19 protein-coding genes and 1 tRNA gene are annotated in these 21,453 nt (G+C 35.5%); 12 read left to right on the top strand and 8 right to left on the bottom strand.

The annotated features are described in order from the left end of the window. Positions 1-8 precede the first annotated feature (8 nt). Positions 9-1,241, top strand: a complete 1,233-nt coding sequence (odhB, locus tag DAY19_RS13505; RefSeq protein ID WP_115363335.1) for a 2-oxoglutarate dehydrogenase complex dihydrolipoyllysine-residue succinyltransferase — start codon at positions 9-11, stop codon at positions 1,239-1,241. Positions 1,242-1,317: 76 nt separating this feature from the next. Then, positions 1,318-2,721 carry a dihydrolipoyl dehydrogenase gene (lpdA, locus tag DAY19_RS13500; protein WP_115363333.1) on the top strand — a complete coding sequence of 468 codons (1,404 nt, stop codon included), beginning with the start codon at positions 1,318-1,320 and terminating at the stop codon, positions 2,719-2,721. Between the two features lie 123 nt (positions 2,722-2,844). Here the strand turns inward: lpdA and DAY19_RS13495 are convergent, their stop codons facing one another. Continuing rightward, positions 2,845-3,780 (bottom strand): hypothetical protein, encoded by a 936-nt coding sequence (locus tag DAY19_RS13495; protein WP_133296976.1) that lies wholly within the window; start codon positions 3,778-3,780, stop codon positions 2,845-2,847. Positions 3,781-3,931: 151 nt separating this feature from the next. Here DAY19_RS13495 and DAY19_RS13490 point away from each other — a divergent pair, with 151 nt between their 5' ends. Then, positions 3,932-5,422 (top strand): PilZ domain-containing protein, encoded by a 1,491-nt coding sequence (locus DAY19_RS13490; RefSeq protein WP_158536913.1) that lies wholly within the window; start codon positions 3,932-3,934, stop codon positions 5,420-5,422. Between the two features lie 90 nt (positions 5,423-5,512). Here the strand turns inward: DAY19_RS13490 and DAY19_RS13485 are convergent. Continuing rightward, a tRNA-Leu gene (locus tag DAY19_RS13485) sits at positions 5,513-5,599 on the bottom strand. A 32-nt stretch (positions 5,600-5,631) separates the two neighbouring features. Between DAY19_RS13485 and DAY19_RS13480 the strand changes: the two genes are divergently transcribed. After that, a complete protein-coding gene (locus DAY19_RS13480) occupies positions 5,632-6,981 on the top strand; it encodes a hypothetical protein (protein WP_115363327.1) in 1,350 nt (449 codons plus the stop codon). Next, complete coding sequence (locus tag DAY19_RS13475; RefSeq protein WP_115363325.1) at positions 6,978-8,507, top strand: NADH-quinone oxidoreductase subunit D-related protein; 1,530 nt, start codon at positions 6,978-6,980, stop codon at positions 8,505-8,507. The genes DAY19_RS13480 and DAY19_RS13475 overlap by 4 nt, the downstream gene beginning before the upstream one ends. Positions 8,508-8,582: 75 nt before the next feature. Here DAY19_RS13475 and aat read toward each other — a convergent pair whose 3' ends face one another. From aat to DAY19_RS13455, 4 genes are read right to left on the bottom strand one after another with little or no spacing between them, the layout of a single operon-like run. Then, complete coding sequence (gene aat, locus DAY19_RS13470) at positions 8,583-9,287, bottom strand: leucyl/phenylalanyl-tRNA--protein transferase (RefSeq protein WP_115363323.1); 705 nt, start codon at positions 9,285-9,287, stop codon at positions 8,583-8,585. Then, a complete protein-coding gene (locus tag DAY19_RS13465; RefSeq protein ID WP_115363321.1) occupies positions 9,274-10,374 on the bottom strand; it encodes an arginase family protein in 1,101 nt (366 codons plus the stop codon). Before DAY19_RS13465 ends, aat begins: the two co-directional genes overlap by 14 nt. A gap of 14 nt (positions 10,375-10,388) precedes the next feature. Then, complete coding sequence (locus DAY19_RS13460; protein WP_115363319.1) at positions 10,389-11,342, bottom strand: NAD(P)-dependent oxidoreductase; 954 nt, start codon at positions 11,340-11,342, stop codon at positions 10,389-10,391. A 32-nt stretch (positions 11,343-11,374) separates the two neighbouring features. Continuing rightward, positions 11,375-12,982, bottom strand: a complete 1,608-nt coding sequence (locus DAY19_RS13455; protein ID WP_115363317.1) for a YiiX/YebB-like N1pC/P60 family cysteine hydrolase — start codon at positions 12,980-12,982, stop codon at positions 11,375-11,377. A 159-nt stretch (positions 12,983-13,141) separates the two neighbouring features. Here DAY19_RS13455 and map point away from each other — a divergent pair, with 159 nt between their 5' ends. Together map and DAY19_RS13445 are read left to right on the top strand one after the other, a co-directional pair. Further along, positions 13,142-13,912 carry a type I methionyl aminopeptidase gene (gene map / locus DAY19_RS13450; protein ID WP_115363315.1) on the top strand — a complete coding sequence of 257 codons (771 nt, stop codon included), beginning with the start codon at positions 13,142-13,144 and terminating at the stop codon, positions 13,910-13,912. A 3-nt stretch (positions 13,913-13,915) separates the two neighbouring features. Further along, positions 13,916-14,614, top strand: a complete 699-nt coding sequence (locus DAY19_RS13445) for a (2Fe-2S)-binding protein (protein ID WP_115363313.1) — start codon at positions 13,916-13,918, stop codon at positions 14,612-14,614. On the opposite strand, the gene DAY19_RS13440 is transcribed toward DAY19_RS13445, so the two are convergent. Then, positions 14,607-15,206 carry a hypothetical protein gene (locus DAY19_RS13440; protein ID WP_133296975.1) on the bottom strand — a complete coding sequence of 200 codons (600 nt, stop codon included), beginning with the start codon at positions 15,204-15,206 and terminating at the stop codon, positions 14,607-14,609. The genes DAY19_RS13445 and DAY19_RS13440 overlap by 8 nt on opposite strands. Before the next feature lie 82 nt (positions 15,207-15,288). Here DAY19_RS13440 and tatC point away from each other — a divergent pair, with 82 nt between their 5' ends. From tatC to DAY19_RS13415, 5 genes are all read left to right on the top strand, one after another. Further along, complete coding sequence (gene tatC, locus DAY19_RS13435) at positions 15,289-16,020, top strand: twin-arginine translocase subunit TatC (RefSeq protein WP_233500283.1); 732 nt, start codon at positions 15,289-15,291, stop codon at positions 16,018-16,020. A 16-nt stretch (positions 16,021-16,036) separates the two neighbouring features. Then, a complete protein-coding gene (locus tag DAY19_RS13430; protein ID WP_120405008.1) occupies positions 16,037-16,555 on the top strand; it encodes a DUF4149 domain-containing protein in 519 nt (172 codons plus the stop codon). Beyond that, on the top strand, positions 16,552-17,532 hold the full coding sequence (gene rfaD, locus DAY19_RS13425) for an ADP-glyceromanno-heptose 6-epimerase (protein WP_115363305.1): 981 nt from the start codon (positions 16,552-16,554) through the stop codon (positions 17,530-17,532). Before DAY19_RS13430 ends, rfaD begins: the two co-directional genes overlap by 4 nt. Beyond that, positions 17,522-17,947 carry a FliG C-terminal domain-containing protein gene (locus DAY19_RS13420; RefSeq protein WP_115363303.1) on the top strand — a complete coding sequence of 142 codons (426 nt, stop codon included), beginning with the start codon at positions 17,522-17,524 and terminating at the stop codon, positions 17,945-17,947. The genes rfaD and DAY19_RS13420 overlap by 11 nt, the downstream gene beginning before the upstream one ends. Positions 17,948-18,266: 319 nt before the next feature. Then, entirely contained in the window at positions 18,267-18,770 is a 504-nt protein-coding gene (locus tag DAY19_RS13415) for a TraR/DksA family transcriptional regulator (protein WP_115363301.1), read from the top strand. 61 nt (positions 18,771-18,831) lie between these two features. Here DAY19_RS13415 and DAY19_RS13410 read toward each other — a convergent pair whose 3' ends face one another. Then, positions 18,832-21,312, bottom strand: a complete 2,481-nt coding sequence (locus tag DAY19_RS13410; RefSeq protein WP_115363299.1) for a pentapeptide repeat-containing protein — start codon at positions 21,310-21,312, stop codon at positions 18,832-18,834. Positions 21,313-21,453 lie beyond the last annotated feature (141 nt).

The raw sequence follows: 21,453 nt of genomic DNA, 5'->3' as shown, positions 1-21,453 counted from the left end.
GATAAAAAATGGCAATCGTAAAAATTACTATTCCACCAATTGGAGAATCAATCACAGAAGTAGCTCTTGGAGAGTGGCTTGTTGCTGATGGAGACTTTGTAAACGAAGGTGACGAACTTGTTGAAGTAGAATCAGACAAGGCGACACTTCCTCTTCCTGCTGAAGAAAGTGGTGTAATCAAGATTATCGCTGAAGAAGGTGCAGAGCTTGAAATTGGTGCCGTAGTTGCTGAGCTTGATACTTCAGCTTCTGCTCCAGAACAAGGTTCAAGCGATGATGCTCCAACTTCAACTGAAGCTCCTACAACTCCAGCCGCAAATGCACCTGAAGGTGGAGATAAGAATTATCCATCTCCAGCCGCTTCAAAGATTCTTGCAGAAAAAGGAATTGATGCTTCAAGTGTAAATGGAACAGGGAAAGATGGCCGCATAACAAAGAATGATGCAGTAAATGCAAAAGCTTCTAAACCAGCTTCGGCTCCAGCTGCAAAAGCTGCTCCAGCTCCTGAAATTGAAACACAAACACCAATGGGTGGAGCAAGTAGAGGAAAAGAAGAAGTGAAAATGAAGCGTATCCGTAAGACAATCGCTAAGCGTCTTGTGGAAGCTAAGAATACAACGGCAATGCTAACAACTTTCAACGAAGTTGATATGTATAACGTGATGGAGCTTCGTAAGAAGTATAAAGATGCTTTCAAAGATAAGCACGATATCGGACTTGGGTTCATGTCTTTTTTCACAAAAGCATGTACAAAAGCTCTTATGGAAATCAAAGGTGTTAACGCACAGATTGATGGTGAAAATATCATCTATCACGACTATGCAGATGTTGGTATCGCGGTATCAACTCCAAAAGGTCTAGTTGTTCCAGTTATTAGAAATGCTGAAAGCTTAAGTCTTGCTCAAATTGAAAAAGAAGTAAGGAGACTTGCTCTTAAAGGTCGCGATGGAAAGCTTACAGTAGACGAAATGACTGGTGGAACATTTACTATCACTAATGGTGGTGTTTTCGGTTCAATGCTTTCAACGCCAATTATTAACGTTCCTCAATCTGCGATTCTAGGAATGCACAATATTGTTGAAAGACCAGTAGCTGTTAACGGACAGGTTGTTATTCACCCTGTAATGTATCTTGCACTATCTTATGACCACAGAATTATTGATGGTAAGGAATCAGTAACATTCCTTAAGATGGTAAAAGAGATGTTAGAAGATCCTGCTAGAATGCTTCTGGATATTTAAAATGTTGGGTGCCATGCACCTTTTGTTTCGCAAATGCGAAACAAAAGGTGCATGGCACCCGTAGAAAGGAATAAATATGAGTAAAGAATTTGATGTTGTTATAATTGGTTCAGGTCCTGGTGGATATATCAGTGCTGTTCGTTGTGCACAACTAGGAATGAAAGTAGCGATCGTTGAAAAATACGATACTCTTGGTGGAACATGCCTAAATGTTGGTTGTATCCCATCAAAAGCATGGCTTGATTCAAGTGAGAAGTATCATGAAGCAGTTCATGAGTTTGAGGCACACGGAATCACAACTGGTAAAGTTAAGGCCGATCTAAAAAAGATGGCAGAACGTGTCGCTGGTGTTGTCGCAGATACTTCAGGTGGTATCACATACCTTATGGGGAAAAATAAAGTTGAAACTTTCCATGGGTTTGGATCATTTGTAGATGCTCACACTCTTAAAGTTGAAGGTGAAAAAGAGGAAACTATTAAGGCAAAAAACTTTATTATTGCAACAGGTTCAAAGCCTGCAACAATTCCTGGAATCGAGATCGATAAAGAAAGAATCATTACAAGTACAGAAGCTCTTAAGCTTGAAACTCTTCCAAAGCACTTCATCGTAATTGGTGGGGGAGTTATTGGACTTGAGCTTGGTTCAGTTTTCCTAAGACTTGGATCAAAAGTTTCTGTTGTTGAATATGCTGATTCAATTCTTGCAACAATGGATAAAGACTGCTCAAAAGAGATGAGAAAAGTTCTTAAGAAGCAAGGAATGGAATTCTATACAGGTCACGGTGTAACTGAAGTTGTTAGAAAAGGCGCAAAAGTTCACGTTAAGGCCAAAAACAAAAAGAATGAAGAAGAGATTAAACTTGAAGGTGACTACTGCCTAATGGCCGTTGGACGTCGTCCATATACTGACAAGCTAGGTCTTGAGAATGCTGGTGTAAATCTTGATGAGCGTGGACGTGTTATTACTGATGATCATCTAAGAACTAACGTTTCTCATATTTATGCAATTGGTGACGTTACAACAGGGCCAATGCTTGCGCATAAAGCGGAAGAAGAAGGTGTTGTTTGTGCTGAGATCATTGCTGGTCAAAAGCCACATATCAATTACAACCTTATTCCTGGTGTCGTCTACACTTGGCCAGAGGTTGCTTCAGTTGGTGTAACAGAGCAAGAGCTTAAGTCGAATAAGACTCCTTATAAATCTGGGAAGTTTCCATTTAAAGCAAGTGGACGTGCTCGTGCCTCAAATGAGTCTGATGGTTTCGTAAAGGTTCTAGCTGATAAAGAAACAGATGAGATCCTAGGAGTTCATATCGTAGGTCCTCGTGCTGCAGACTTAATTGCTGAAGCTGCAACTGCTATGGAGTTTAGAGCTGCTGCTGAAGATATCGGGCGCATTTGTCATGCACACCCGACTTATTCTGAAGCATTCAAAGAAGCTGCTCTTGATGCCTTTGATAAAAAACCTCTAAATATATAACCGCGGCATCTTAGCGAAGCTAAGATTTGACGCGGTATAGGCTCCCATGCTCTTCAGCTAGGGAGCTTGTCGAGAGGCGTGCGTTTATGCACGCCGGTTCGTCTCTGGAGCAATGGGAAAGTCTTACTTCCTTATCACCCCACTTGAAAGCTCATAACTCCCATCCACAAAAATCTTACGAATATAGCATCCATCAATTTGCTTACCTTCACGTCGCATGGAAATGATTTGTTGAACGTTAGTATCAAGCTCGCTACTTTTTATTGTTTCTAAGTTGTCACTAAAGTGGATTGTGCGAGGAGGGTTTTGAAGTTCAATGGTAATCTTCTCTTCCTCATCAAAATAAGCTCTTAGGCCTTCTTTGTCTGCAAACCAAGGCTTTCTATCATTTATTATCATAAGGTCGTCAGCGCTTGAGCTGAGGTGGTTTAAAGATACGATAGCTTCACTGTCTCTTCGCTTGCTAAAAAAGTAACTCATTGGATTATGTCTTGGCATAATAAGTTTCGTAAATACTTCTTTATGCTTATATGCGTGGCCTAATCGGTTAATTAGTTGTCCGTGTGCCTCTATGGCGATAATAGGTGAGTCAATAATTTCTAAGATTTCCTCAAGTGCATCACATACAGGAAAGTAGAGAAAGATATAGTCTGGGCGATATTTTTCGACATGAGTCTTTCTAAAGTAGTCGTTTAAAAAGATATGTTTTGATGAATCCAGAATATTGATGGCGTAGTCAATTCTCTCTTTTACTGGCTCGATACTTACTATCGTTATTTTAGGAAAATAGGCCTGGGCCACAAATGCCATTTTGCAATAGGATGCTCCAATATCACAAATGGTAACTTCCTCTCCATTACTTCTGGATTGTACTTCTTTTAAAATCTCATAAAAATCCAATAGAGATGTATTGATCGCCTCTTCTTTTAGGCCTTGAAGGTAGAGGTTATCTTGATCTTGTGAATGGCCATTATTTAGTTGAGACTCGATTTCAGAGACCTTATTTAGGTCAAAACCAACTATTTTTGCCAATTTTATTTCGTTTTCTATATTGTTCATAAATTTTTAAAATAAGTATTTTCAGTCACTTAGTAACTAGTTCTAGGAAAACTTGATAACTATACTAAACAAATTGAATATAAGCCTTTGTTATTATTAAACTTTAATTAATATCTTACCGATATACTAAGAGTAGTAAAAGAGGATGACTTTGAAAAAGATTATTATTGCAGACACATTAACAGATTTTAGGGAAGTTGATCTCAACGATCTCTATGTTGAGGCGTTGTCTGGAGTCGTTTTTTCAAATCAATATGCTTTTGATTCTGGAAAGGGAATATGGAGTCATTTAAGTGAGCACCAGATTCCTGATGTGGTAAGAAAGGCCCTGCAAAAATCTCCTACAGATTTTGATTGTCCTGAAACTTCGCCAGAAGGTATGGCCATCATCCAAAAAGTTGAAGCACCAAGCACAGACCAAAATGAGTTAGTAGCTATTATTTCTAGGCTAATTAAAGAAGAGGTTGGTCAATTACGTGATGAAATGTCTGTAAAGGTGGAAGCAGTTGAAACACGTATTGGTGATGCGATTAAGAATATTCCAAAATCAGCAGCTCGTGAAATAGAAGATAGTGGAGTCGATGCCGTTGAGTACAAGAAAAAGTTTGAAGCATTAAAAGTTAAATATAAGAATCTTTCTGTAGAAAATAAATTGGCCAAGAAGAACCTTTCTAAGGTTATTGCTAAGGCCAAGGCCTTAAATGCTAAACTTGAAGTTGCAGAAAGAGAGCTTGAACACTTCAGAGAATATTCATTAAAAGCTTCTCAAACTCCTACAAATAATGTGGAAGAAGAAGTTTTAGAAGTTACGAATGAAACACAAGAAGTTAATCATCCTGAAGAAGATTTAAAGCCAAAGATTAATATGATCTCTCAAGATGTTCTCATCAGTGACGGCCCAGTTATTGACGAGACTGATGCGAGCGAAGAAGTAACTGGTGAATTTGATATTTCAAGTGGAGGACTAGAGATGGCCTCTTCTAGTCGAGCCCAATCAGATGATGATGAGCTTGAAAGTCTTAATCTAGAAGGCCTTAAAAGTGGTAAGTCTTATGAAATCTCAAATAAGAAGACTTGGTTATATGATACAGGTGCTGGAGTTGTCGGTCCTCTTCGTTTTGATGAGATGCTAGAAGATCTTATCAAAGGAAATATTAAAGGCGACACTCTTGTGAAAAAGAAAGTTGGAGCTTCTTGGGTTCCTTCAAGAGACTGCCTAGAGCTAAATACAAAAGCAGAAAAGATCTTCGATGATCCGCAAAATCCAGAAAATAATAAATACTTAATAGAAAGAACTGAATATCGCGTTGGCCTACAAGAAATTGTTTCGTTCTCTATCCGCGGAGTTCAAAAAGAATTTAAAGGTTATTTAACGAACCTTTCTTTAAGTGGTGGCTTTATTGAAGTGACACAATTTGAAGATGTCTTTACGCAAGATTCAATGGGAACAATCTTTATCTCAGAAGGCCGCTTCGAAAGAGCAATTGCAATTGATTTTACAATTATGCGTACAAGTGCACAAAAGAGACCTAAAGGCCTTGGTATACGTTTTGAAGCAGTTTCAGATACAGTCTTAGAAGTTATTGGTGAGTGTATGCTAGAGATTCTCAATAACGACGATCAAAATAAATCTGCTGCATAAATTTCGCATCGAATAAATCCTGAAATTAATGTTTCTAATAATGAGCTTGATTAAGTTGAATGTTAAGTTGATAATATTAGAATAAAGAAATGGTGGTTCGGGCGGGACTTGAACCCGCACGGGGTTGCCCCCACTGGATTTTAAATCCAGATTGTCTACCAATTCCAACACCGAACCGTTAATTGCGTTTTAAGATTTTGGACTATAATGTGTATATTTGTCAATTCAAAAAAACTACTAAATTCATTTTTCTTTTACTTGCCTTTACTATAATTGGTTGTGCAACAAAAAAAATTGTACTTCCGACGAAAGAAGTTAACCCAAGTTGGTTTGATGCAGGTGAGAAATTTTCCTACAAAAACTATGAAGGTAGAACAATTGGTCATCTATTCTTCGACTTTGCACCACAGATTGATGTAAAAAAACGCCTTGTTGATGTTTTTATTACAACGCCCCGTGATAGTGCCTTCCAATATGACATTGATCTTGTGAGTGGCCGTCTCTACAAAGAAAGAAATTATTGTAAAACTGAAGATATCTGGAAAAATTATTCCTCATCTATTAATAGGCCAAACTTTTCTTGGGCCTATATTCCAAGGCTACTTGGAAGCAATGGAAGACCTCAACGAGTTGCAGTATTTGGCGACTTGAAATATCTCGTTGATGGCAAGTTTCCTAATGAAGAAACAATTCAGGTTCAAGTTATAGGTGGTGTTATCCTTAAGAGTTGCTTGAGTGGTTTATGTGACTTGAGAAACCAGTGGGACTCAGAGGTTATTTTGATAGCAAAGAGTATGCTTGATGAAGATCTTACTAAAGCATATGGGCTTAATTCGTTAAAGAAATATGTTGATTGGGATTATTTTAAAGCATTCCTTGAAAATTCAATGGGTCACAATGATATCGGTCGTACATCAAAAGGCGCTTATCGCTTAGAGTCTCCAATTCTACCAACTAGAGCTTTAAAATACGTCATTAACTCAGGACATTTATTTACAAATAAAGAATTAGCAACCCTAAGAAACTCATGCCAAAGTGTTTATGATAAGGCCTTAAGGGTATTTAAGTCTAAAGAGGGAATCGCTAAGAGATTTCAAAATTATCATAAGAATTATTGGAATAAATTTTTAATTTGTCGTAAATATGTCCGCCACTTTAATATTAAGAATCAGATGAAAGAACATTGGTTAATTGAATATTTAAGTGCATTTGAATATGCAACTGATTCTGGTTATTATTACAATTGTCGAAGTCGCTCATGGGTTAGAAATATCAGAGACTCTAAAGGGGAGTTTGTTGTGGATTCAGCAAAGGAGATTAGAGGCTGCAATGATAGGGAAGTAATGGGAGCATTTCCATCTGCTATTAGTTTACTAGCTTCTTTGGCCAATGCAAATGCTCCACACTATCGTTATATTGAATATGATAGTGGTGCAGACACATTCAATCAAAAGATTTATAATTGGGTATGGTTCAACGGTAAGAAATTGAGTTGTGATAATTCTAAAGTTAAACAAGTCTTTCCAGTTGATGTGAAGTTTAAATTAGGTTTTAAATGAAATTTATCAATATATTAGATTCTATTCGTATTTTATCAAAGTCTGAGTTTGCTCTTGAAGCATTTAGACTCAAAGACAATGATCATATTGTCTTTAATAGTTTAACTTGTCTTGATTTAATGAATTCGCAGAAAATTAAAGATGAGTTAAATCTCTTTAACGGAAGATTCTTACTTATTTATCAATTTCAAAACTTATTGGAACACAAAAGATACTTCTATGGAATTAGCCTGAGCTATGGGCAAACAATGTCTTCGTATGGACACTTGTTTAATGCACTAACTTGGCATGAAGCTGAAGTAAATCGAAACTTTGGAATTCATTTCTATCAAAAAGAAGATCGTATTCAAGAAGAAATTATCACTCCTCAAAAAAAGTATCGTTTTGAAAAGGATTCAGGCTCTAGTGAATTATGTAATACTTACTTTAAACAGGCTTCTCTTAGAGGAGAAGGTGTTGAAGTAAGCTTACAAAAGTTTTTAAATCCTGCTTCTAAATCAAAGATGATCTTTGATGTGGACTCTGATAAAGTTGAAAACTCTATTTTTAAATTTCACTTTGATAATCATATAAGCTTTGAAAAAAATATTGAAACAATGACTATTGAAAACGCCATCAACTCAATGTTGGGGACAAGCTTTTCAAATCGTCTAATGGCCTCGTTATTACTTTATGAATTTGATGAATATGTAAATCATAAAAATAAGCGCACAGACTTAAATATTCAAAGAATGTTTACGTTTGAAGTTTTTAGCGCATTAGAAAATATTAAATGCCTTGAAAAGACATTTGCAAAGAGTTCTGTGGCCGAACTTAAATGTATATTTAAATCTCAATATAATAAAATTATGCAACTCTTTGCTCCTGAAGGAATTAAAGACCTTGAACAATTAAAGGCCATTTTAGAGATGCAAGATCGTAAATGGCTATATGACATAAGAGACTGCATTCATAATTTTGAAAAAGAATTAGATAATGCCTATCAAGTTGTTGAAGGAAATGAGTTGTTTTTAAAGTATAAAGACTATTTTAACTCAAATCTTTCGGCACTTGATCATTCACTAAAGTCATATCCTCTACAAAGCTTAGGTTATCATTATAATTTAAAGAAATTTGAGAGTTTTTATGAATATGATGATTTAGACACTCAAGAGTTCTTAAGCCTAAACGGCTCTACTTATGAGTTGCTAATTATTCGTATTAAAGAACTGAGAAATACTTATTCGAATATCATTAAGATTTGTGAAGAATATCCTGTTGTGAAATTAAAATACCAAACACCTTCCTCGGATAGTGAAATAAAACCTAAATCTGGGCTTTTCTTAGGTGTTACTCAAGTTTCATCTGGAGAGCTAGGTCTCGTACTAAATTTAAATGATGATGGTAAGTTTGATCGCTTGCACTACATTTCTCCATCTGTGACTAATCTTGAGTACTTCAAAAGACGCATCAAAAAATTTGCATTGCCTCAAATGGCATGTGAATGGAATGTTCTTGGCCTAGATGAAGAGGAGATTGTTAAATGATTTTAAAAAAGTCGATTTATAAAAGAAAGTCTCGTATCTTAATATTTTTAAAAAGATTAGCATTATTTATTAATACTAAAAAGAAAGCTTAATAGCTATATCACTTGCTTTTATTGATGTTGTTGGAAGATTTAAAGTACCTTTGTTAAATAAGGGGGTGATCGCCTTTATGAAATCTATTCGAGGAATCTCAGTTGCTCCAAATGATTCTGTAATAGGTGTAACCATTTGAGTGTCTAAAAATGGTATGCCTTCTTCAATAAGAATACTTAAGATACCTAGGAGTGCAAGCTTTGAAGCATTTGTCTCTTTAAAAAACATGGACTCACCACTTAGGAAATGTCCAATTTTCACTCCGTAGAGTCCTCCTATCAAGTCGCCATTTTCGTTTTTTACTTCTACGCTATAAGCAAGACCTTGGTGGTAGAAGTTGTAATAACCATCAATAATTTCATCTGTTATCCATGTTCCATCATTTGATTTGGCATGTACTTTTTGACATTCTTTGATAACTCCCAAAAAGTCTTGGTTAAAACTTATCTTCCAATTACATTTTTTTACAAACTTTTTTAAACTACGATTAAATCGTATGTTTTCTAGTAAGATAACTCCTCTTTGCGGTGGTGAGAACCAAGCAAGGGGATATTCTTCAGAAATTGGCCAAGGGAAAATACCACTTTGATAGGCAAGCAGTAGAGAGTCGTGATGAAGGTCTCCTCCGATGGCAAGAAGACCCTGTTCATCTGCTATATCGACTGGTGGAAACTCAATTATTGGCATTCGTCATGGCCTCAATCATAAGAGCACTCATTGCGGCACCAACTTCTAATGTTGTTTTGGACCCTTGTTCGCTTAGCCCAACAAGTGGAGCAATTTCAACCATATCAGCACCTGTTAATGAAAATGCATTAGTAAACTCTTTGATCATTATAGCACATTCATGAGGCATAAGACCTTCAGGCTCTGGAGTTCCTGTCGCACTTGCTACGCTCTCATCAAGAGCATCAATATCAAAGCTAATATATATTTCTTCGATGCCTTGTTCTTGTAATTCTTTGATTGATTTAAGAGCAAGCTCTTTTGCTCCTATTTCTTTCACATCCTTTGCCCAGTATTGGTTGATTCCAAATTCTTTTTCCCAATGCTCTTTTGTTTTACCAGTTGAACGAATACCGAATTGGTAACAGTGAGAAGGGCTTTCTAGGTCATCCAGTACATGTGTAAGCCATGAACCAAAACAATAATCAATACCAAGTCTCTCACGTAATAAGTCTGTATGGGCATCAAAATGAATTAGGCCAACTTTTTTACCAAGTGAGCGACGGTTTGTTATCCATGCCTTAACAAGAGGGAAACTTACTGAGTGGTCACCACCAATACTAAAGAGCTTAAGGTTTTGATTGAATTTAAAGACTTCATCAACACTTGCTTTTGCAATACTTAAAGGTGATACACTTAATTCTTTGCCTTTATAGAGTGCATTTTGAGCACTCTTAATTGTTTCGTCATTAAGATATTTATCGTGAAGTAGGTGGGGAATAACTCTGATATCACCAAGGTCAAAACATGCTTTGTAGACTTCTTGATGATCTTCTAAGAGTGTATTTCTTAAAAATAATGGTCCCCAATTTGCACCTCTTTGAATTCCGCCACCACAATCAGATGCGACACCTAAAATAGCGCATCCATCTTTTTGTGAAAGAGATTCTAAACTTTTTCTCCATTTTTTCTCAATTTCCGAAGTTTCTGTACTTTGGTATAGGGATTGAGTGAGCTTATCTTTTCTTTCTTTTGCAGTATTGACGGTAAAAACGCCAAAGCCGGGAGGACAAAGGTAGTCGTTTAGTAAATTTTCTTTGTTACTCATATCGTTATTCCTATTTAAATTAAGAGATTTCCTTTTAATCGATTCTTCATTTGAGCATTCTCGTACTTACTGAGAGTGTTATCTTGCATGAATTCTCTTATAATATTTTTTTCAAAATTAATTATTTCTTCATTTATTCCATTGTAAACACCTGCAATATGAGAGCTAAGCTTTATATTAGAAAGATGTTTAAAAGTAGCAAACTCGATTGGTTCTTTTTCAAATACATCTATGATGGCAAAGGCCTTACGATTCTTAGTTAGAAAATCATTAAGTTGATCTCCGTCAATAAGCTTTCCTCTTGCGGCATTCATTATAATGATCTCTTCTTTTAAAAGAGAGAACACTTCTTCATTAATTATGTGATGAGAACTTTCATTTAAAGAACAGGCCATAATAAGGATATCTGTAGTATTTAAAGCCTGCGCGAAGTATTTTTTGTTATGCGACTTATCTTGGTATGGATCGTAGTAATTGACTCTGCTTCCCAGTGTTTCAAGCGTGTGGCCGACTTTTCTGCCAATAGGTCCTTTCCCAATTATTAGAACATTCTTTTCGTTTAAGAGGTTACGTCGAAACCGCCTCGATTCATCCCATTCTTTTGTAATCGGAATCTTACCGAGATGATTTAACAGGGATTGTATGTAAAATTGGGCCACGGCATTTGCTCTTATTTCATTTCCTAGAATAATTGGAAACTGAGCTTCTTTAATGAATTTATAACTGAAATTATCATATCCAGAGTTTGGGTGAATCCAAAGTGAGATATTTGCATGAGAAAGAGATTCTACAATTTCTTCATTCTTAGTGTAGCTTGTGGAAATAACGATAACTTTCTTTCCATCAGGTATCTCTATACTTGTGTCGACGTACTTTATCCCTAGTTTACTAAGGGCATCTCTTTCATTTATACGAAAGCTTTCACCTTGGTAACTCGATATTTCTGGCCGATAGAGATAGTATGTCATGCCTCTAATTTAGCAAGTTTTTTACTACTTTACTACAGGTCGTTGTAGATTAGAGGCTTATCATATGTGGTGCATCGTCTATGGTAACGAGATGCACGATTATTCGCATGGCGATATGTCGTAACTGTTCGACATTTCTTTTCTTTCTTCGTGAAAAGGTCCTCTTGCGCATTGTAATCGATATCAAGATTTGAAGCCATTTCAACTTTAGAGACAAGATTTAATCTACGATCACGTTTTGCCTTAAGTGATAAAATAAAATCGACACCAGAGCCTTTTGTAAAAGCATTTTGAATGATTTCATCTGGTGAAATAGTATGACGTCCCAGAACATAACTTGTTGGCCATCGCTTATAACCAAATGCATGGTATGGAACTTCTGAACATACAACCTTATCTAAAGTTGAGATATCAAAATTAAAGTCATATTCTTTCCAGAGCTGCTCAAGTGCTACTTCTGCAGTCATTCTTGCTTGCCATTTATCATTAAGAATGTTTCGGTCGCGAATAATTGTAATTTCATCAATTTCTAGAAAGTCCTCTAGTGAAACCATACGGCTTCCTGGGCGAATCGATTCAACAATTGTTTTTCCTTGGCGGATAAGGTGATGATACTTGCGAACAAGAGGTACATCCCATAAACCGTATTGTTTTAATTGTTCTTCAGTTCCTAAATAGATGGCAATGTGACCAAAGTGTCCTGGAATGAAAAAGTCTGTTGCCGCAAAAGGTGTTTTTTCAGCAATAATATCAAGCGGTCTTAAAATTTTATAAAGTTCATTAACGGCAACTTGATGGTTTTTCATGTAACCATGACGAAAGCGAATTGCTCCAACAAAGTTTCCAAAAAGACCTGATACAAAGTTTGTCGTTCGATTCCAGATTTCAACAAACCATGTTCCAACATTTTGAAGCTTTAATTTTGGGATTGCTCTTCCTAGTATCGTTTGCTCAATATTGTGTTGTTCTAATATTACGACGGCCTTTGTTACTGTCGGATTAAGTAACTTCAAATAGTAGTAGTGATTATCCACAAAACGATTAGCTTCAAATTGCAGGCTTTGTGCAAATTGATCTGTTTGTGGAATCTCTGAGAACTTCTCCATAACAGCTTTCTGTTTTGGATTATTGATCATATTAAAAATTTCAACCGCAACTTTCTTTACCTCGTTATTCTTAAAGAAGATCTCAACTGCTGATCGGTATAATTTAACATAATTAATTTTAACGATTAGACTTGCTAGTCGTTGTTGGGCAGTCGCGATTTCATTAACTTTAGATGATGTTTTGAATGTATTTGTAAATAAACTCGTCTTCTCTAATAAGAGGATAGTTGAGTTCATAAGGGCCCTCATAATCGAGAGATCTTCGCCCTTTATTGGAAGATTATTTACAGCTCTTTTATGGAGAGTATTCGCATATTGTCTTGCTATGGCCTCTAGCTTCTTTGCTTGCTCATTAATCTTCTGATATTGCGCTAATTTTTCATATGCACCAGACTTGTTAAATGTTGTCTGATTTACCTTGTCGTCAATTTCATGGAGGGCCATGATTGTGGACTTCATATTCTGCTCAGCATGAACCTGAGAAGTTAGAAGGATGACTAAACTTAGAAAAATGGTAGTTAAAATATTATTCATGTAATAATTTCCCTAACTTACGTTAACTTGAATCAGCTTATTTATGCCATTTTTAACGCTACATGTCCTCCCGATTGTAAAATTTTTGTAGTATCTATTCTTTCCAAGTATTTTCTATGTTAAAAGGATGTATATTTAAGGACTTACAATAGAGGATAAATAATGATTTCAATTAAATCAAAGCGTGAAATTGAGCTTATGAGAGCAACGTCGAAGCTAGCTTCTTCGACTTTAGAATATATCGAACAATTTATTAAACCTGGTGTAAGTACTGAAGAGTTAAATGATCTTTGTCATGAATATATTATAAAAAATGGTGCGTACCCATCTCCATTAAATTACCACGGGTTTCCAAAGTCTGTTTGTACTTCTCTTAATGAAGTTATCTGTCATGGAATCCCAAATAAGAAAGATGTATTAAAAGACGGTGATATTTTAAATATTGATGTAACAACGTATTTAAATAAATTTCACGGTGACACAAATAAAACATTCCTTGTAGGTAATGTAAGTGAAGAAGCTAAGAAGCTAGTTGACATTACATACCAATGTACAATTGAAGGAATTAAGCAAGTTCGCCCAGGTGGTCATATTGGTGACATCGGTGCGGCCATTATGGAAATAGCTCACGATCACGGTTATTCAGTAGTTGAAGATTATTGTGGCCATGGAATCGGTAGAGAATTCCACGAAGATCCTCAAGTTGTTCACGTTGGAAAACGTGGAAAGGGCGCAGAGATGAAGCCGGGGATGACTTTTACAATTGAGCCTATGATTAATATGGGTGTTAAAGACTGTAAAACTCTCAAAGATGGCTGGACTGTAATCACACGTGATAAGAAATTATCGGCACAATTTGAACATACAATTTTAGTTACAGATTCTGGTTTTGAAGTCTTAACATTAAGAAGTGATGAGGTTCATCCTTAATAAATGAATACTTCACTTATCGCACCTGATTTAAGAACTAAAAGGCCTTGCTTAATTGAATTAAGGTTTTCGAAATTTAATCAGGTTCGCGAATTCTTTATTGATACCGAAAATGATGAACTCAAGAATTATCTTGGTGATCTCTTATCTAGTGTCCAACAAAATAAATCTTCCCTAAGTGAAGTTATCCTAAGCTACCTTCAAAACGATGAGAGATTTAAAGTCGAATTATTTGATTTCTATAAAGAAGTTCTAATGTACTTTAATCCAAATCAAGGGCTTGTTATTGATACAAGTGAAATTCTTTGTCGCTGTTTTGGAATTACTCGTAATGAAGTACAAAACTTAATATCTAATGGTGCAAAGGACTTACTCACTATCACAAACTTAACGAAAGCAGGTGGAGGTTGTGGTAGTTGTGCTGTTGATATTAGGCCAATGCTTAAAGGACAAGGCAGCGAACGTAAGATTCCAGAAGTTACTTTTTTAAATATGAAAAAAGAAAAAGTAGCAGGGAAGAGCCCAGTCGATTTTCTTAGAGAAGATCTCTTTCCTTTTACGGATAAGTTAAATGATATTGATGTCGAAGGATTAGTTGGAAATCATCTCTATGTTGTTGGAGATGAGGATAGTGAGTCATCTTTAAAATTAAAAGACTTCTTGGCCCAAAAAGATAAGACGATTAGTTTGTTTTTTATTTAACTGCTTTCGTTGGCTTCTTTTGGCACTTCTTTAAGATCTGATCTATATTCTCAAGTGAGTCATAAAGACGTAGAAGGTCTTCTTTTGAACCTTTTAATGCAATTGAATCTATCTCTTCTTCCAAATAGCGAAACCTAGAATAGAATTGAGTAAGGCCTGGAATATTCTTTGTCAGGCAGTCAGCGCTTGCCGCTTGCATTTGAATCTTTGACATATATTGCATAAGAACTTTGATGGATTTCTTTCTAAATTCATCATAGGTTACCATGGCAAATTGCACGCCTGCATCACCCTCATCTTCTTTAAAGTTAAAAAGTCCTTTCTTTCCTAAAGTCATTGCTTTTAAAAGTTTTAAAGAAGGGCTCTGTTCTGGATGGGTACAATATTTCTTGTAATTTCCTGCTGCTAACTCTGGATTCCCAACAGATGAAATCTCATTAATCATAATTTGATTTAGATGATACTTTGGGCCAGTGTAGTGTTTTTTTGCATAGAAACTTTCTTCTTTACCAAGGCAAAGAAGAATTGTCTGAGCACTTGCTTGTGCAGGCATAAATATGAAAAATAGAGTGATAATTAAAAAGTATTTCATTCGCGTTTGTTATGTTAAATTAATACAGTATAATTATTTTACTTTAAGACTAAATTAAAAACTAGGGTAAGTTTTGAAAGAAATGGGTTTGATCGACCATTTAGAAGAATTACGTAGCGCATTGGTAAAGATATTAATTATTATTATGGCCGCCTTTGTCGCTTGTTATGCCTATGGAGACTTAATTCAAGAAATCCTACTAGCACCCCTAAGAGAAGCTTTAGGTGGTGACACTGGTGGAAAGGTTGTCTATTTAGGCCTTCTTGATAAAGTTCTTTCTCAATTTCAAGTTGCTTTCTATTCAAGTGTGATTCTTTCATGCCCACTTTGGTTCTATCAAGTTTGGAAATTTATAGCACCAGGCCTTTATGATCATGAGAAAAAGGCCGTAAAGCCCTTTATCGTTATTGGTCTCTTTCTTTTTGCACTTGGTGTATCTTTTGGTTACTTCATTGTTTTTCCTTTAACTTTCCAAACTCTCATGAGCTTTGGTGTTCAAAATGTTGAAGCAACAATTGCACTTAAAGACTATCTGGTCCTTTCTAGTAAGGTATTAGTGTTCTTAGGTCTTATATTTCAACTTCCAAATGTAATGCTTATTCTAGGCTTTATGGGAATTGTAACAAAGCAATCTTTGGCAAAGATGCGACGCTATGTCTATGTGGGCTTTGCTCTTGTCTCAGCAATGCTAACTCCTCCTGATGTTATTACAATGATGGGATTATGGGCACCTCTTGTTGTTCTCTTTGAAGCTGGGATTTTGGCCGTTGCGTTAATCGTGCACCCATATCTTGCTCGTCATCACATGAAATAATCGGTATGATTTCTCTATGAAATCATTAATGAAAAAGAAACACGTCTTATTAAGTTTAATTTTTGGTATTTGCTTAGCATGGTTTTTTGCCACAGCATTTATTGACTTTATCGCCGCTCCAAATATTTTTCGAAATGTGAGCTCTCTTAAAGAAGCGGGAACGTTAGGTGGGATTATATTTACATCATTTAATATAATCGAGATGATCTTTGCCATTGCTCTTATCTTTTTTACAATTCTTTATAAGAAGAAAGGATCAAAAGCAACGATCATACTTAAAGTTCTGGCGGCTTCAACTTTAGTTCTAGCAATTGTTTATACGACGACATTATCTCCTGGTATCAGAGATACAAATATTGCTAAATCTAATTACACTCACACTGATGAAGAATATCAAGTTCTTGAAGAAAAGCTTAGAACTTATCATAACCTCTATGTAAAACTTGATAGCTATAAATTACTCGCACTTCTTACTATGTGTGGGATAAGCATTACAGGGCTGGCCAGATTAGAAACGAAAGAAGGTGAGGCATGATCTTAGTTACAGGTGGTGCCGGATTTATTGGAAGTGTCTTAGTTGCCAAACTAAATGAACAAGGCCGTGAAGATATTATTATTGTTGATCGTTTTGATCACAAAGATAAGTGGAAAAACTTAAGGGGACTTAAGTACGCTGAGTATTTCCATGCCGATGAATTCTTTGATATCGCTTTAGAAGAAGTACATAAGTCGATTTCTTTCATTTATCACATGGGAGCATGCTCATCGACGACTGAGATGGATATGGACTATCTTATGGTTAATAATGTTGGCCATTCAAAGTACTATTTTGAATTGGCCAGTGATCTAGGAATCCCATTTATCTACGCTTCAAGCGCTGCCACTTATGGTGATGGTGAACTTGGTTATGAAGATAAAGAGGAAGAAATCGGTAAGCTTAGGCCACTAAATCCTTATGGTTATTCAAAGCAGCTATTTGATGAATGGGCCTTAAAGCAGGAGACTAAGCCAAAGCACTGGTTTGGTTTAAAGTTCTTTAATGTATATGGCCCTAATGAATATCATAAAGAAGAAATGCGCTCTCTAGTTCACAAGGCATTTGGACAAATAAATGAGACAGGCCAGGTAAAACTATTTAAGTCTCATAAAGATGGCTATGAAGATGGTAAACAACTTCGTGACTTCGTTTATGTCAAAGATGTTGTCGATGCTATGATTGAATTATCAGATAAAGAAATGGCCAAGCATTCTGGAATTTATAATATTGGAACTGGAAGGGCCGATAGTTTCTTAAATCTTGTCAATGCAACATTCAAGGCAATGGGCCTAGAACCAAAAGTCGAGTTCATCGATATGCCTATGCACCTACGTAAGCAATACCAATACTATACTCAAGCTGATATGGAGAAGTTTAGAGGAATTCTTCCTAACTTCGACTTTCGCATTGTAGATGAGGGGGTTGAAGATTACGTTAAGAACCATCTTATGAAGGATAATCCTTATGTCGAATAAGAAGGAGAGTGGATTTAAGTCAATTCTTGAGGCCATCTCTTTAATGAACAAGGAAGAGAAGGATACTCTTATAGGTAACCTCTCTCGAATGGATGCTCAATTGGCCCAAAAACTTAAGGCCAATATGTATCGTCTTAAAGATCTTCTTTATATAACTCCAAAAATGCTAAGTGAATTTCTAAGAGAAGTTAAAACTGAAAGTTTTGGAAATGCTCTTAAGGTGGAAGATGAAGAGGTTCGTAGCGCAATTCTTGCTAAGCTGCCAAAGAGTATTCGCCAAGATGTTGAATTCTACATTGATAAGAAGGTCCCAAAATCTCATGCTTTTGAGGCCCATCGTGACGTTATGGCCGTATTCACTCAAATGATCGATGATGAGCGCCTTATTATCTCCAAAGACGATAAAACTATCTAATCCGGTGCCATGCTCCTTTTGTTTCGCACTTGCTAAATAATAATGATTTAAGACCTTGATGGATCTTTAGCAAGTGCGAAACAAAAGGAGCATGGCACCGTAGTGGTGCGATATGACAGGGGCGAATCAGGCCCAAATACGCCAGAATGACACCAAATCTTACATAAATATGACTAAATTTCTAGATTACTAAGACAAAAACTTGGCACGGCCGTTGCACTATACATTGGCAGAGAAAGGAATCTCTCTAAAGTTCTCAGGAAGAAAGCTTTAGTTAAGACGTGATGGACTACTTATTTTTAGATTGGATGGAGATACTATGAACATTGAACAAAAAGAACATTTCAAAAATCTTTTTATTAATCTTAAAAATCAACTGGTCAATTCAACAGGAAGTGTCGAGCAAGTTTTAACTAATCAGGCCAGTGGTGACATCATCGACCAAACTTCTAATGAGAGAGATGCTCAACTAAAATTAAAACTAATGGGAAGGGATAAATTTCTTCTAAATAAAGTAAACCGCGCACTTGATAAAATCGCTGCAGGAACTTTTGGTGAATGTGAAGAGTGTGGTGAAGAGATCTCAATGAGAAGACTACATGCTCGTCCAATTGCAACTTGTTGCATCGCTTGTAAAGAAGAGCTAGAAAGAGAAGAAAACTCTCGTACATATGAAAAACGTTCTCATACAAATGGAAATAAGATGAGTGCACACAACAAGAACGTTGGTTTCAATCATGCCGATGGTATGGATGAGAAAAATAATGTTGTCTCAATCGAAACTTTTGCAAGAAAATTCGATGAGAAGAATGCAGCGTTTTAAAAATTAGAAAACAAAAGGATTTATAAAAGAAAGGCCAGCTTATTAGCTGGCCTTCTTTATTTTAAAGTCCTATTACATCAGTTAAGTCTGTATTATTAAAAATTAAATTAGATCGATTAATATTAAAAAAAGTAGTTTCTCTCAAATTTGCATCAGTGAAGTTTAGATCCTTGAGATAAGCATTTTGTATTTTTGAATTATTAAGTTGCGTTCCAATAAATGAATTATTAATAAATGTACCACTTAAAGTGGTGTAACTAAGGTTAGTACCATTGAATGAAGAGTTGTGAATATTTGCATCAATAAAGCCGCCTCTTACATGTGCATTCTCCATTGTTGTCTCATCCATTTGAATACCTCTTGATATAGTCATTCCATGGGCACCAAAATTTTTAACATTATTTAAATTTGATTGAATAAAGATAAGGCCATCAACTTTTGCATTATTAAAGTTTGCACCAGTAAAATCATCTTTTTCTAGAGACATTCCACTCGAGAAAAATGTATCTTCAAAGTTTGCACTAACAAAATCACTTTCTACGATAGTTGTATTACTGAAGATAACTTGAGAAAAGTCTGAACCATTGAAGTTAGATTTATATATGATCGATTCACGAAAACCAGATGCTTGTGTGAAATCTGAATTATTGAAGGAACTTCCGTTGGATTCAATGTGAGTAAGGCGTGCCTTGTTGAATTTCGAGTTATTGAAGAAGCTCCTATGTGATAGAAATTTATCAGTATATAGATTGGAAAAATCTGAGTTATTTAACTCTGAGTCGATGGTGACAATACTTGAAGCTTTAGTGTTACTAAAATTACAATTGTTACATTTTGAGTCTTTAAGTACTAGCTCTCTAGATTCTAAATTATATTGTAATTGATTTGTATTAAAAATTGATCCGCTTAAGTCTGTATTTGCAGTCGCTATTACATCAATATTTGAATGGGAAAAGTCCGTCTTTAGAGCTTCAGACTCTTGAAGGATCAAGCTACCACCTTCATTACTGTTTATCTTTATCCCTTCAACTTTAGAATATAGGATTACAAGTTGATCCAATTTACTGTTGTTGATCTCTAACTCTTTAAATGGTTTGATATTTACAAAACCTACTTCTTTAAGTCGACTATTGTTGATTGAAAAGTTATCAATAGATCCTGCATAAATAGATGACTTCGAAAGTCTCAGTTCATTTGATTTTACTTCTATAAAATCAGCTTTAAGTACTTGAACCTCTTTAAGTTTAGATTGTTCTAATTCAGTGTTTTTTAATATTAGGTTACAAAGGTTTATTCTTTTTAGTTCAAGGCCTTTTATCAACGAGTTTTGTAGCGTTAGTGAGATACTACAATGTTCTTTATCTAAAATCCTATCACTGTCGCCTGTGAGTGAAATGTTTTTTGCAGTAATATCCTTGAGTTGATTTGGACTATTTGTACTGGAACTTAAAGAGACCTCGATGTCTAAGTGATTTATTCTATTTAAGTTAAATATATTCCCTGTAAATTCACCTTTGATTGAAACATTGTTTAATTCATTATCTTCAATTAAACTATTGATAAGACCACTTTTAAAATATGTCTCTTCTAGATTTGTTCTTACTACTTTTATTCCAGAAATTGGTTTTATTTGCTCAAAGACTAGGTGACTTAAATTTGTATCAGTGAAGCGTGAGCCATTAATTGATTTACTCGTGATCCCGATATTGCCATATTTACCATATTTAAAACTGATGCCATTAAAGTCGTAACATTCAAGATCTTTAGCTGTAATTAAATCTTTTGGTTCTGTAACTTTATTTAGACCTTCTGCTTTTGTTGTTGGGTTTATGCAACTTTTTGACTTTGGGTCCCATTTAAAGTTCTTCTCTTTCTTTTCTCCCATAATCTCATCGATACAGCCTTGCATACCTTCTTTAGTTACGGTTGTAGAGCAATATGAGACACCAAGTTTTGAGAAAAACTCTTTTTTTCTATCAATCATTGCCTTATAGCTATAGTTTGGATTTGTCGATTCAAAATAGTCAATTTCTACGAAAAAGATTTTACTACATTGATTGATTATCTTTTTTATTTCTTCTGTTTGTACAAACTCTGTACTGATATCGAATGTGAATAAAACAAAATTGTGACACGTTGATTGTCCTTTTACTCGACGTTTGTATAGAAAACTAAAGTTGGCATATAGGTAGTCTCGCGATTCACTATAATACTTTGAGTAACCATATTGATTAATATCATTAATAATAAGATCTAAATTACCAAATTCGTTTTCAACTTCAGCATTGTAGAAAAAACTGCCTGTCATAAGTCCTGCCTTCTTTCTGCTAGGCTCATTCCTTAAATTCTTTGCAATTGTTCTGATTCCATCTCTTATAAGAGTCAATGAGGAAATAGTCCCATCATAGTGTATTTTATCACTGTGTGTATCGGCCATAAGCCACCACGAAGTAGCATCACTATTCCACTCTGGCGTTGCATAGAGGTTAAATTGTAGGGTGATCCCTAACTGCAATAGAAGTACTATTTTCATTATTTTCATAGTTTAAAAATACAGTAAAGGATATCTGTTGAGGAGATGCCTTGTAATTTCTATATGGCGGTGTCTATAATTTATTACGTTATTTCAAAAGGTTAGGTGAGAGTAAGGCCAGTTAACACTGGCCTTTTTATTTGTCTTGAA

The organism is Halobacteriovorax vibrionivorans, from assembly GCF_003346865.1.
GTDB classification, from domain to species: Bacteria; Bdellovibrionota; Bacteriovoracia; order Bacteriovoracales; family Bacteriovoracaceae; genus Halobacteriovorax_A; species Halobacteriovorax_A vibrionivorans.
This window is presented reverse-complemented; position numbering and strand designations above follow the sequence as displayed.